The 13327-nt window shown below is 43.1% G+C and carries 7 protein-coding genes, 2 tRNA genes and 3 rRNA genes; 7 read left to right on the forward strand and 5 right to left on the reverse strand.

The genetic code is table 11. The features are described 5' to 3' along the window. Positions 1-51 precede the first annotated feature (51 nt). The 5 genes from rrf to BUE31_RS19765 all read right to left on the reverse strand — a co-directional run bounded on the left by rrf (position 52) and on the right by BUE31_RS19765 (position 5708). Positions 52-163, reverse strand: a 5S ribosomal RNA gene (gene rrf, locus BUE31_RS19745). 288 nt (positions 164-451) lie between these two features. Beyond that, a 23S ribosomal RNA gene (locus BUE31_RS19750) occupies positions 452-3332 on the reverse strand. A gap of 258 nt (positions 3333-3590) precedes the next feature. Next, a tRNA-Ala gene (locus BUE31_RS19755) sits at positions 3591-3664 on the reverse strand. A 128-nt stretch (positions 3665-3792) separates the two neighbouring features. Beyond that, positions 3793-3867: transfer RNA gene (locus tag BUE31_RS19760), tRNA-Ile, on the reverse strand. A gap of 319 nt (positions 3868-4186) precedes the next feature. Beyond that, positions 4187-5708 (reverse strand): 16S ribosomal RNA (locus BUE31_RS19765). Together the 16S, 23S and 5S rRNA genes with 2 tRNA genes alongside form the textbook arrangement of a ribosomal RNA operon. Positions 5709-6665: 957 nt before the next feature. Here BUE31_RS19765 and BUE31_RS19770 point away from each other — a divergent pair. From BUE31_RS19770 to BUE31_RS19800, 7 genes are all read left to right on the forward strand, one after another. Next, positions 6666-7199, forward strand: coding sequence for a DUF1572 family protein (locus BUE31_RS19770; protein WP_073405575.1), 534 nt, complete (start codon positions 6666-6668; stop codon positions 7197-7199). A 429-nt stretch (positions 7200-7628) separates the two neighbouring features. Beyond that, entirely contained in the window at positions 7629-8558 is a 930-nt protein-coding gene (locus BUE31_RS19775) for an outer membrane protein assembly factor BamD (RefSeq protein WP_073405576.1), read from the forward strand. Positions 8559-8564: 6 nt separating this feature from the next. Further along, a complete protein-coding gene (locus BUE31_RS19780) occupies positions 8565-8906 on the forward strand; it encodes a DNA-directed RNA polymerase subunit omega (RefSeq protein ID WP_073405577.1) in 342 nt (113 codons plus the stop codon). Between the two features lie 133 nt (positions 8907-9039). Beyond that, on the forward strand, positions 9040-10233 hold the full coding sequence (gene coaBC, locus BUE31_RS19785) for a bifunctional phosphopantothenoylcysteine decarboxylase/phosphopantothenate--cysteine ligase CoaBC (protein WP_073405578.1): 1194 nt from the start codon (positions 9040-9042) through the stop codon (positions 10231-10233). Then, positions 10230-11126 (forward strand): type IX secretion system protein PorD, encoded by an 897-nt coding sequence (locus tag BUE31_RS19790; protein ID WP_073405579.1) that lies wholly within the window; start codon positions 10230-10232, stop codon positions 11124-11126. Before coaBC ends, BUE31_RS19790 begins: the two co-directional genes overlap by 4 nt. Positions 11127-11368: 242 nt before the next feature. Further along, entirely contained in the window at positions 11369-11740 is a 372-nt protein-coding gene (locus BUE31_RS19795) for a BlaI/MecI/CopY family transcriptional regulator (RefSeq protein WP_073405580.1), read from the forward strand. A 121-nt stretch (positions 11741-11861) separates the two neighbouring features. Next, on the forward strand, positions 11862-13327 hold a 1466-nt coding region (locus tag BUE31_RS19800; RefSeq protein ID WP_073405581.1), incomplete at its 3' end, for a M56 family metallopeptidase.

The following is a 13327-nucleotide window of genomic DNA, read 5'->3' on the forward strand; positions in this document are numbered from 1 at the left end:
GGTTATAAAACAAGAAACCCCTTCATCGTTAGATGAAAGGGACTTGATAAGATTTGGCACCGACCTACTCTCCCACATTTTACTGCAGTACCATCGGCTCTGGCGGGCTTAACTTCTCTGTTCGGAATGGGAAGAGGTGGACACCGCCGATATAGGCACCTGAATTTCTTTTAGTCATTGGTCATTGTGTCATTAGTCATTTGATTTGACTGATGGCTATAACCGCTAACTTAATATCTTTTTTTTGTTCCTGATCTTATTGTCTGCTTGCTTAGTCCAATGACTAATGACAAGTGACTAATGACCACAAACTTAAACATAATTGAAAGAAGCAAATAAATTGAGAAAACAACAGTTTTAGTGTTCGGTTCATTAGTACTTATTCTTCGTTTACCGGTATTGCTACCAATGAACTAATGAACCAGTGACTAATGAACCATAATTACCTGCTATGAGAAAGCTTCGGGCGATTAGTATTACTTGGCTATGATGTCACCACCTTTATACCTGTAACCTATCAACGTAGTAGTCTGCTACGACCCTCAATGGAAGTCTCATCTTGTGGCTAGTTTCGCACTTAGATGCTTTCAGCGCTTATCTATTCCGAACGTAGCTACTCTGCAATACAGCTGGCGCCATAACAGATTCACCAGTGGTTCGTCCAACCCGGTCCTCTCGTACTAAGGTCAGCCCCACTCAAACTTCCTGCGCCCACAACAGATAGGGACCGAACTGTCTCGCGACGTTCTGAACCCAGCTCGCGTGCCACTTTAATGAGCGAACAGCTCAACCCTTGGGACCTTCTCCAGCCCCAGGATGTGACGAGCCGACATCGAGGTGCCAAACCTCCCCGTCGATATGAGCTCTTGGGGGAGATCAGCCTGTTATCCCCAGCGTACCTTTTATCCTTTGAGCGATGGCCCTTCCATGCAGAACCACCGGATCACTATATCCGTCTTTCGACCCTGCTCGGCTTGTCTGCCTCACAGTCAAGCAAGCTTATGCTATTGCACTCCTCATACGGTTACCAAGCGTATTGAGCTTACCTTTGAAAGCCTCCGTTACCTTTTTGGAGGCGACCACCCCAGTCAAACTACCCGCCAAACAATGTCCTCCGCATTACGGAGTTAGACACCAGATACAGAAAGGGTGGTATTTCAACGTTGACTAACATACTCCTAGCGAAGCATGATCACAGTCTCCCACCTATCCTACACATCCTGTAGCCGATTTCAATGTTAAGTTGTAGTGAAGGTGCATGGGGTCTTTCCGTCCCGTTGCGGGTAACCGGCGTCTTCACCGATACCACAATTTCACCGAGCTCATGGCTGAGACAGCGCCCAGATCGTTACACCATTCGTGCAGGTCGGAACTTACCCGACAAGGAATTTCGCTACCTTAGGACCGTTATAGTTACGGCCGCCGTTTACCGGGGCTTCGATTCAATGCTTCGGTTTAACCCTAACATCCCCTCTTAACCTTCCGGCACCGGGCAGGTGTCAGGCCATATACGTCATCTTTCGATTTTGCATAGCCATGTGTTTTTGTTAAACAGTCGCCTGGGCCTTTTCACTGCGGCTGATATTGCTACCAGCGCCCCTTCTCCCGAAGTTACAGGGCCATTTTGCCGAGTTCCTTAGCCATGATTCACTCGAGCACCTTAGGATTCTCTCCTCGACTACCTGTGTCGGTTTACGGTACGGGTTTTTATAACCTGAAGCTTAGCGGGTTTTCTTGGAAGTCTGATTACCTGAACTATCACATCCCCCGAAGGTTCTGCGTACTATCAGCTTTCAGCATGGTCTGCGTACTTTACTACAGTCCATATACCTACGGCCTTTAACGAACTATTCCGTCAGTTCGCGTCAGTGTCACTACTCCGTCACCGCATCGCAGTTATAAAAAGTACTGGAATATTAACCAGTTGTCCATCGGCTACGCCCTTCGGCTTCACCTTAGGCCCCGACTAACCCTGATCCGATTAGCGTTGATCAGGAAACCTTAGTCTTTCGGTGGGCGGGTTTCTCTCCCGCCTTATCGTTACTTATGCCTACATTTGCTTTTCTAAGCCCTCCACAGTCAGTTACCTTCCTGCTTCACCGGAATTTAGAATGCTCCCCTACCAGTATACATTGCTGCATAATCCATAGCTTCGGTATACCACTTGATGCCCGTTTATTATCCATGCCCGATCGCTCGACTAGTGAGCTGTTACGCACTCTTTAAATGAATGGCTGCTTCCAAGCCAACATCCTAGCTGTCTGTGCAATCGGACCTCGTTAGTTCAACTTAGTGGTAATTTAGGGACCTTAGCTGATGGTCTGGGTTCTTTCCCTCTCGGCCCTGGACCTTAGCACCCAGAGCCTCACTCCAGCGTATATTATTAAGCATTCGGAGTTTATCTGGATTTGGTAGGATTTGACTCCCCCGCACCCAATTAGTAGCTCTACCTCTTAATAACTCAACCGCCAGGCTGTTCCTAAAAACATTTCGGGGAGTACGAGCTATTTCCCAGTTTGATTAGCCTTTCACCCCTACCCACAGATCATCCGGAAACTTTTCAACGTTTATCGGTTCGGTCCTCCAGTACCTGTTACGGCACCTTCAACCTGTCCATGGGTAGATCACAAGGTTTCGCGTCTACCTCCCCTGACTATACGCCCTATTCAGACTCGCTTTCGCTTCGGATCCGTGTCTTAAACACTTAACCTTGCCAGGAAAGAGTAACTCGTAGGCTCATTATGCAAAAGGCACGCCGTCACGGATCAAGTCCGCTCCGACCGCTTGTAAGTACACGGTTTCAGGTTCTATTTCACTCCCCTGTTCGGGGTTCTTTTCACCTTTCCCTCACGGTACTGGTTCACTATCGGTCTCTCAGGAGTATTTAGCCTTACCGGATGGTGCCGGCAAATTCCCACAAGGCGTCTCCGACCTCGCGGTACTCAGGATACCACTATTCCATTATCTATTACCCGTACGCAGCTCTCATGCTCTATGGCCGGGTTTCCCACCCCGTTCCGGTTTTATTTAATGTTCATGTTGTGGTCCTATAACCCCGGTTATGCCGTAACATAGCCGGTTTGGGCTTCTTCCCTTTCGCTCGCCACTACTCAGGAAATCACTGTTGTTTTCTCTTCCTCTGCTTACTTAGATGTTTCAGTTCAGCAGGTTCGCGCATTTATGCAACTATTCTTCAAATAGTTAGGTTTCCCCATTCGGAAATCTGCGGATCAATTCATATTTGCTGATCCCCGCAGCTTATCGCAGCTTATCACGTCCTTCATCGCCTCTGAGAGCCAAGGCATCCCCCGTGTACCCTTTCTTACTTTCTTCTACTATACCGCCTTTTGCTCGGTATGTATGCTTTTTTGATTCTTGTTGCGTTCATTAGCTCACTCGTTCATTGGTTCATTAGTATTGCTACCTCTTTACCTTTAATCTTTGTAAACTTTTGAAGCCTCAACAGTCCTCTTCTGTTGTTTTCTCTTTTAATTTACTTCTTCCAATATGTCAAAGAACTTTTACCCCGGTCTTCCATTGCGGATCGCCTTTTTCATTATCCATGCCTTGGTAGGCAAATGGTGGGTTCGTGGAGAATAACGGATTCGAACCGTTGACCCCCTGCGTGCAAGGCAGGTGCTCTAGCCAGCTGAGCTAATCCCCCTTTGGATGAGTTAATTAGTGACTAGTTAATTAGTGATTAGTTAACTAGTGATTAGTTGTTTCCTCCTAATCGCTGATCTCTAACCTCTGATCTCTATTTCCCTAACGCCTCGCAGCTTTGCTGCGCCGTAGTCCCGAGCAGATTTGAACTGCTGACCCCTACATTATCAGTGTAGTGCTCTAACCAAGCTGAGCTACAGGACTGTTTGTTATTTCGGATTTCAGATTTTCGATTTCGGATTTAACAATCGTTTTCTCGTAAATCGTAAACCGTAATTTCTTACAATCTCGCCGCCCACTTGACTGTCACCTTACTAATGGCTTCATCTTTTGGGTTTTCCTTTTGTTTCGTTTTAATTAGTGAAGGACTGATGTAGTGAATTAGCGATTGATTTAGTTTCTCAACCCAATCAACCATTCAACTTAATCAACCTAATCAACTAATATATAAGAACCTGGTCATGTAGCTAAACAGCTTTCGCTATTACGCTTATAAGAGAGAGATTTGTGGATACTGCTCCAGAAAGGAGGTATTCCAGCCACACCTTCCGGTACGGCTACCTTGTTACGACTTAGCCCCAGTTACCGACTTTACCCTAGGACGCTCCTTGCGGTTACGCACTTCAGGCACTTCCAGCTTCCATGGCTTGACGGGCGGTGTGTACAAGGCCCGGGAACGTATTCACCGCAGCATTGCTGATCTGCGATTACTAGCGAATCCAACTTCACGGGGTCGAGTTGCAGACCCCGATCCGAACTGTGAACAGCTTTTTGAGATTGGCATCCTGTTGCCAGGTAGCTGCCCTCTGTACTGCCCATTGTAGCACGTGTGTAGCCCCGGACGTAAGGGCCATGATGACTTGACGTCGTCCCCTCCTTCCTCTCTATTTGCATAGGCAGTCTGTTTAGAGTCCCCACCTTAACGTGCTGGCAACTAAACATAGGGGTTGCGCTCGTTGCGGGACTTAACCCAACACCTCACGGCACGAGCTGACGACAGCCATGCAGCACCTAGTTTCGTGTCCCGAAGGACTGATACGTCTCTGTATCATTCACTAACTTTCAAGCCCGGGTAAGGTTCCTCGCGTATCATCGAATTAAACCACATGCTCCTCCGCTTGTGCGGGCCCCCGTCAATTCCTTTGAGTTTCACCCTTGCGGGCGTACTCCCCAGGTGGAATACTTAACGCTTTCGCTTTGACGCTAACTGTATATCGCTAACATCGAGTATTCATCGTTTAGGGCGTGGACTACCAGGGTATCTAATCCTGTTTGATCCCCACGCTTTCGTGCCTCAGCGTCAATCATACCATAGTAAGCTGCCTTCGCAATTGGTGTTCTGTGACATATCTATGCATTTCACCGCTACTTGTCACATTCCGCCTACCTCTAGTACATTCAAGCCCATCAGTATCAAGGGCACTGCGATAGTTGAGCTACCGTCTTTCACCCCTGACTTAACAGGCCGCCTACGCACCCTTTAAACCCAATAAATCCGGATAACGCTTGGATCCTCCGTATTACCGCGGCTGCTGGCACGGAGTTAGCCGATCCTTATTCTTACCGTACATTCAGCACAATTCACGAACTGTGGTTTATTCCGGTACAAAAGCAGTTTACAACCCGTAGGGCCGTCTTCCTGCACGCGGCATGGCTGGTTCAGGCTTGCGCCCATTGACCAATATTCCTTACTGCTGCCTCCCGTAGGAGTCTGGTCCGTGTCTCAGTACCAGTGTGGGGGGTCATCCTCTCAGATCCCCTAAACATCGTAGCCTTGGTAAGCCATTACCTTACCAACTAGCTAATGTTCCGCATGCCCATCCTTATCCTATAAATATTTGATGAAATCACAATGCTGTGTCTTCATATTATGCGGGCTTAATCTCTCTTTCGAGAGGCTATCCCCCTGATAAGGGTAGGTTACATACGTGTTACGCACCCGTGCGCCACTCTCATGGAAAGCAAGCTCTCCAATCCCGTCCGACTTGCATGTATTAGGCCTGCCGCTAGCGTTCATCCTGAGCCAGGATCAAACTCTCCATTGTAAAATGTTTTGTTTGTTCACTGACCCTATTATTAATAATAGAATCTGTAAAATTTCGTGCCCGGTGGAGTTCGTCGTTTGAATCGCTTCTCTCTTCTATTCCGATCCGTTCACTGTTGTATCTTTATACAGTATCCCTTTTCTCTCTTTGTTTCGTAACAGTGATCTACCGTTACGCTACATGATTATCCAGTATCTTATAAGAACTTTTACGCCTTTCTGTCTCAGTCAGGCTATATGTTTTTCTGGTTGTTACGCCGTCTAACTTTCATTTTTTATTGATCCGGAAATCGCTTCCTTCTCCCTTTTTGTTTCGGAAATTTCTTTCCTTTTTTTTAGCTTTCTTTTCCGGAATCGCTCCCCTCTTTTCTCAGCTTCCGACGCTCTTCCGTTTCCGGCTTCCTTTCGTTTTTTCGCCCCTTTCTTTTGGGACTGCAAAGGTATGAACCTTTTTTAAACTTGCAAACTTTATTTTTTTTATTTTTTGTTTGCCTCTTTTCCCCGCTTCCCCTCTCTTTTATCTCCCTCGTTTGCGGGCTGCAAAGATGTGACTTTTTTTTCTTCCTGTCAAGCCTTTTTTTAACTTATTTTTTAGCTTGCTTCTTTATCACTTTCTCTTCAAATAACAACCGTTTCTTTTTCCGAAGCGGGCCGCAAAGATACGCAGGTTTTTAACTTATCCAAAAGGTTTGTAAGAATAATCAATAGTGTAGCGGTAACACTTTGCAAATCAGGAGGAAAAATTATCACATGCCTATCGTCATCACTCCCGTTTATAAAGCAGTAGCTATAAATACCTATATAAACATGGTGTTTTTTAAAAGTTCAGGAGAAGCTTCTTTCCAATTTTATAGATAAATACACTTGAAAATAATTAAAAAACACTGAAATTACACCCTTGTATAATACATTTACTACTATCAACTATTAAAAACACCTGTTAAAACGGTAACATATTATGGAAAGCAACGGCAATAACTACTTATCAAGCGTTAAAAAACTGTTCGGCTATTACAAAACTTTAGGCGATAGCGCTATTGAAAAGCTAAACGAGGAACAAATTCACTGGCAGTATAACCAGGAATCGAATAGCGTAGCTATTATTATTAAGCATATAGCCGGAAATTCACTTTCAAGATGGACAGATTTTTTAACCACGGATGGCGAAAAGCCATGGCGGGATCGTGACCAGGAATTTGAAGAAACTCTTTCCTCAAAAGAAGACCTGCTGGCTTTATGGGAAAAAGGATGGCTGTGTATATATAATAGTATAGATGCCCTTACTGAAGATGACCTGATGCGCACTATATATATAAGGAAGGAAAGTCACACAGTAATTGAAGCCATTAACCGCCAATTGGCACATATCCCCTATCACATAGGGCAGATAGTATATATAGCCAAAATGGTATCGGCCGAAAACTGGAATTCGCTCACAATTCCTAAAGGGCAATCAAAAGCATTTAATGCGAAAAAAGGTATTAGTTCATAGATGATGGTTCATGAAGAAGAGTTCATAGTTGATGGTTCATAGTTCATAGCAGGAAAAGTGAAGCAAAATTGAGCAATGGTGTATCAATTTGTGTAGCGTAAATATATTAGCATGAATATCGCGCGCAGAATTTACCCCCCCGATTGACGCTTCGCTGGATCACCATCTCCTTGCTGCGCACGAGGAGGAAAGAAAGTTTACGGCTCAGATTGCCCCATTCCTTCGGCTATTAACTATGAACCATCAACTATGAACCTTCCACTGTTAAAAGATGTTAAATGATACCTATATATATAGCATAGGTAAAACAAGCGTTATATATTAGCCGGGAATTATCCACCCCATCTTCCTTAAGTTAAGGGAGAGCGTGGTTATACCTATATAAAATAAATAATTGACTGATTTATAATATTCAACTATCTTTGCAAAATGTTTAAAAAACAACTAACGTTATTAGCCGGTGTATTTGCTGTATTAATGCTCGTACTGGGCAGTTGTAAAAGTAAATATGAAAAACTGAAGGCCAGTAATGATAATGCCAAAAAATACTCAGAAGCTATTAAGCTTTATAATAAAAGAGAGTACAGCAAGGCTTTAGGGTTATTTGATGATCTGACAACACGTTACCGCGGGCATGAAGGCGCTGAGGACTTGTTCTATTATAATGCTTACGCAAATTATAAATTAAAAGATTACACTGCTGCCGGTTATCATTTCAAAACATTTGCTGATACTTATCCATCAAGTCCGAGAGCAGAAGAATGCAGGTTTATGTATGCTTATTGCCAATACCTTGATTCGCCGATATACTCACTTGATCAAACAAATACCAGCAAGGCCATTGATGGTTTGCAGTTATTTATAAACTTGTATCCAAAAAGCGATCGGGTTGCCGAAGCCAGCAAGCTTATACAAACCCTGCGTGATAAACTGGAATCTAAATCATACGCAAACTCCAAACTTTATTTAACCATTGGCGATTACCAGGCTGCCGTAATTGCGTTTGGCAATACCTTGCGCGATTACCCGGATACCAAATACGCTGAAGAACTTGAATATTTAACTATTGAAGCACAATACCAATACGCTAAACATAGCAGGGAAGATTTCCAGGGAGACCGTTATGGCCTTACCATGACCTATGCAGATCAGTTTGCTGAAAAATATCCTAAAAGCAAATTTTTAAATGATGCGGCCCGCTACAAAAAATATAGCCAGGATGGTATAGCTGAAGACAAAAAAATATTGGCTGAAGCACTAGCTGATCAAAGGTTAGCAAAAAAAATCGCTACAAAAGATACAGTAACAACTCAGCCTCCTTCTGAAAAAGGAAAAAACGATAAAAAGATCCCAAATTAAAAAGATATGAACGCTAATAACAATACTGTTAACAAGCCTGCCGTAGCAAGCAGCACTGTAACCCGCGATTTGCGTGAGTTAGATGTAAAAACCGACAATATTTATGAGTCGCTTGTAATTATGTCAAAGAGAGCTAACCAGATCTCGAACAATGTAAAGGAAGAATTGCACCAAAAGCTTTCAGAATTTGCATCGTCAAACGATAACCTGGAAGAAGTTTTTGAAAATCGTGAGCAAATCGAGATCTCTAAATATTACGAAAAACTACCAAAACCATCATTGGTAGCTATCCAGGAATTTTTAGACGATAAGGTTTACTACCGTAATCCGGCAAAAGAACAACAATAAGCCAGGCCCCCGGCCCCCTAAAGGGGGAGTAAAAAACATAGGGGCAACGCAATGATATAAAAAACTCCCGCATGGGAGTTTTTTTGTTTAATTTTAAATTTTCAAATTCCCCCTTTAGGGGGTTAGGGGGCCTATGAGAAATGTAGTTTTAGGTATTTGTGGCAGTATAGCGGCTTATAAATCGGCAACGCTGGTACGACTGCTTATTAAAAGCGGTGCAAATGTGCAGGTGGTGATGACTCCGGATGCTACCAACTTTATAACGCCCCTTACCCTATCCACCCTTTCAAAAAATCCTGTTCTTGTTGATTATTTTGTAACCGAAACCGGTGAATGGAATAACCATGTTGAATTGGGTTTGTGGGCCGATATTTTGATCATAGCCCCGGCAAGTGCCAACACACTTGCTAAAATGGCTAACGGCCTTTGCGATAACCTGCTGATGGCCGTTTATCTTTCGGCAAAGTGCCCGGTGTATTTTGCGCCTGCTATGGATCTTGATATGTGGAAGCACAGCGCTACCCAGGCCAACATCAGCAAGCTGCAATCGTTTGGTAATATCCTGATCCCTCCCGGCACCGGCGAATTAGCAAGCGGCCTTCATGGTGAAGGGCGGATGGCCGAGCCGGAAGAGGTGATAGCATTTGTATCGGCAGACGTTAAAAAAAAACTCCCTTTAGCTGATCAAAAAATATTGGTTACAGCAGGGCCTACCTATGAGGCTATTGATCCGGTTCGTTTTATCGGTAACCACTCATCGGGCAAAATGGGCTTTGCCATTGCAGATGAGCTTGCACGATTAGGTGCTGATGTTACCCTGGTTGCAGGACCATCGGCCCAAATAAGCAAACATAATTCTATAAAACGGATAGATGTTACTTCGGCAGCAGAAATGCTGGATGCCTGCCTGCAAAACTTTAAAGGCTCAAAGGCTTGCGTAATGAGTGCCGCAGTAGCTGATTACACACCCGTTAGCGTTGCTGAACAAAAAATCAAAAAGCAGGAAGCCGGTTTTAGCATCGAGGTAAAAAAGACCACTGATATTTTAAGCGAGCTGGGCAAACAAAAAAAGCCCGGACAAATACTGGTTGGCTTCGCACTGGAAACCAATAATGAAGAAAAAAACGCGGTTGACAAGCTGCAAAAGAAAAACCTTGACTTTATTGTATTAAATTCGCTAAATGATGCGGGTGCCGGTTTTAAAAAAGACACCAATAAAATAACTATTATAGATAACAAGCTGCAAAAAACAGCCTATGATCTTAAAAGCAAAGAGGATGTTGCACGCGATATCTGTACTAAAATTATAGAGTTTATAAAAAAATGAAAGCATTTAGCATTTATATTCTGTTGGTTTGCTTAGGCCTTAAGGCTGTTGCACAAGATTTAAATGCACGCATCCAGGTTGTATCGCCCAAGATACAATCAACCAATAAACGGATCTTTCAAACGCTTGAAACTGCCATGAAAGATTTTTTAAATGGCCGTAAATGGAGTGCCGATGATATTTTACCACAGGAACGGATTGAATGCAATTTTATATTAAACATTACAGCCTGGGACGGCAGCAGCAGTTTTAGCGGCGAACTGCAAGTGCAGTCCTCCAGACCAGTATATGGCACTACCTATACTTCAACATTATTAAATGTTAATGATAAGGATATTGATTTTACCTACACCGAAGGACAAAGCATTGACTATACCGACCAAAACTTTCAAAGTAATTTAAGCTCCATAATGGCCTTTTATGCCTATATTATTGTAGGTATGGATTACGATTCGTTCTCAAAATTTGGTGGCACCAATTACTTTGCCGCCGCTCAAAATGTTGCTACAAATGCACAAACATCATCAAGTAAGGGCTGGAAAGCTTTTGACGGTAATATTAACCGCTATTGGCTTGCCGAGAACCTGAATAACAAGCTTTACCTGCCTTTACGCGGGTTTATATATGATTACCACCGCAATGGCCTTGATGTTATGGCGGATAATGCAGGAAAAGGTCGCAAAGTTATTTCGGGGATCCTGCCCGTTTTGGCAGAGGTTGACCGTCAGCGTTTGGGCAGTATGTTCCCGCTTGTGTTCTTTACCGCTAAAAGCGATGAACTTGTATCCATCTTTACCAAAACCGATTCCCAGGAACGGCTACAGGCCATGAACATACTAAGCCAGGCCGATCCGGCAAACGGACTTAAATACCAAACGCTGCAAAAACAGTAAAAAAGCTGAAAGCGTAAAGCTCAAAGACCAAAGCTTTGTTAAGAATTTTCGCTTTTCGCTTAATCCTTTTTTTAAGCTTTTCAACCCATCATTCGCTTTAAGCTTTTGGCTTTCAGCTTTTCGCTTAATCCCTGCAACATTCTCCCCTTCCCGCGCGTCTTTTTAAAAAAAGTTTATAAATAATTTGCAAATACGAAATCTATCGTACATCTTTGTACGAAGAAATTCGTATAACAGTAGACATGGAAGTAAAACCAACAGAAAGCGAGCTTGAGATATTACAGGTGATCTGGAAAAAAAGCCAGTGCACCGTACGTGATGTACATGAGGAATTGGCAAAAAACAAGGATGCCGGTTATACCACAACTTTAAAATTAATGCAGATAATGCATGATAAGGGATTGGTTGAGCGGGACACCACCGCCAAAACCCATTTGTATAAAGCCGTTATAACCCGTGAGCAGGCACAACAAACCGCGCTTGATAAAATTATATCAACCGTATTTAAAGGCTCAACATCCGACCTGGTGATCCAGGCCCTGGGCCATCACCGCGCATCAAAAGATGAGATTGATGCGATTAAGGATTATTTGAAACAGTTCGAGGGGAAGTGATTAGAGATTAGAGACCAGAGGTTAGTTAAAAAAGACAGGTAGCAAATCATAAAAAAATAAACGACTGGAGCTGCGGGATAGTAACAAATCTCTAATCCCCAGTCTCTAATTAACTAAAACAATGCAAACCATATTATACAACATCAGCCAGGTTTTAGGCATCACCATCATCCACTCGCTGTGGCAGGGGTTACTGGTGTATTTTATTTTAAGGATAGCTTTTGCCGGCATCTCATCATTAACCGCGGTAAAAAAATATAACCTGGCTATTATTGCTATGTTAGCTATATCGGCCTGCTTTGTTTATACTTTATTTACAGAGATCTACGCCTATAACTGGGTTAGTTTAAAACCTGGCCATGTATTACCATTATTGCCCTACTTAAATTTACCAACAAGTACACATTACCAATCAGCATGGTCATATACCATTGCGGGTTACCTGCCATATATATGCGCCATATATTTTACCGGCCTTACTATAAACATTGCCCGGCTTGCAACCGAGTGGAATAAAATAAGGCAAATAAAACTATCGCTTTTACCCGCAGGGCAAATGCAACAGTTTATTAATATGTTTTCAAAAAAACTGAACATCAGTAAGCAGATCCGGATTAGTTTCAGCGAGCTGATTGATGTGCCTTGTGTTATAGGCTATATTAAACCTCTTATACTTTTACCTGTTACCATATGTGTTAATTTATCGGCCGATGAAGTTGAGGCTATTTTATTACATGAGCTTTCGCACATAAAACGTAACGATTACCTGATAAACTTGCTGCAGCAGTTTATAACGGTATTACTTTTCTTTAATCCCTTTACCCAGTTAATTAACAGAATTATAAATCAGGAAAGAGAGAACGGTTGCGATGACCTTGTTGTTGAAAAAACCGGCGAGCCTTTAATATATGCGCAGGCTTTGATAAAGCTTGAAGAAGCCAGGAAATCAAACCTGCAGCTGGCGCTCGCTGCCACCGGACAAAAGTTCCATTTATTAAACAGAATTGAAAGAATTATGAAAACTAAAAAACATATTGGCAGCATTCGCCATCTCATAATAGCGCTGTTTTTATTAACAGGCACCCTTAGCTGTATTGCATGGTTTAACCCCAAAGTTGCCGAGGCCAAAATAATTGCCAACAAGGCAAAATTAGCGGTAACAGAAAAAATCAAAACGGCACAATTTGTTGGCACACTTGATTCAACCCAATACTCTTTTCTTAACGATACGATAAAGCACAAGCAAAAAGGCAAATTTATAGGCAAAGGCAGAAAAGCAAAAGCTAAGAAGGTGAGCCCGGCAAATGACACAGAAATTTATGGGGAAACATATTATAGCGATGATGCCCCGGACTCGGTAAAGCGGTTTTTCAACAGTCCGGAATGGAAAAATCAAATGGCCGCTATGCGCAAGCAGGGTGAAGAAATAAAAAAGCATTTCAACAGCCCTGAATGGAAAGCACAGATGGAGCAGATGAAGAAACAGGGTGAGCTGATGAAAAAACAGTTTGACAGCCCCGAGTGGAAAAATCAGATGTTAGCCATGAAGAAACAGGGTGAAGAAATGAAAAAGCATTTCGACAGCCC

Source organism: Mucilaginibacter sp. OK098, assembly GCF_900142915.1.
Taxonomy (GTDB): domain Bacteria; phylum Bacteroidota; class Bacteroidia; order Sphingobacteriales; family Sphingobacteriaceae; genus Mucilaginibacter.

Excerpts from the sequence above, each read along its gene's own strand:
- BUE31_RS19795 (WP_073405580.1), top strand. The coding sequence starts at position 11,369 with ATGGAAGTAAAACCAACAGAAAGCGAGCTTGAGATATTACAGGTGATC.
- BUE31_RS19770 (WP_073405575.1), top strand. The coding sequence starts at position 6,666 with ATGGAAAGCAACGGCAATAACTACTTATCAAGCGTTAAAAAACTGTTC.
- BUE31_RS19790 (WP_073405579.1), top strand. The coding sequence starts at position 10,230 with ATGAAAGCATTTAGCATTTATATTCTGTTGGTTTGCTTAGGCCTTAAG.
- BUE31_RS19775 (WP_073405576.1), top strand. The coding sequence starts at position 7,629 with ATGTTTAAAAAACAACTAACGTTATTAGCCGGTGTATTTGCTGTATTA.
- BUE31_RS19780 (WP_073405577.1), top strand. The coding sequence starts at position 8,565 with ATGAACGCTAATAACAATACTGTTAACAAGCCTGCCGTAGCAAGCAGC.
- coaBC (WP_073405578.1), top strand. The coding sequence starts at position 9,040 with ATGAGAAATGTAGTTTTAGGTATTTGTGGCAGTATAGCGGCTTATAAA.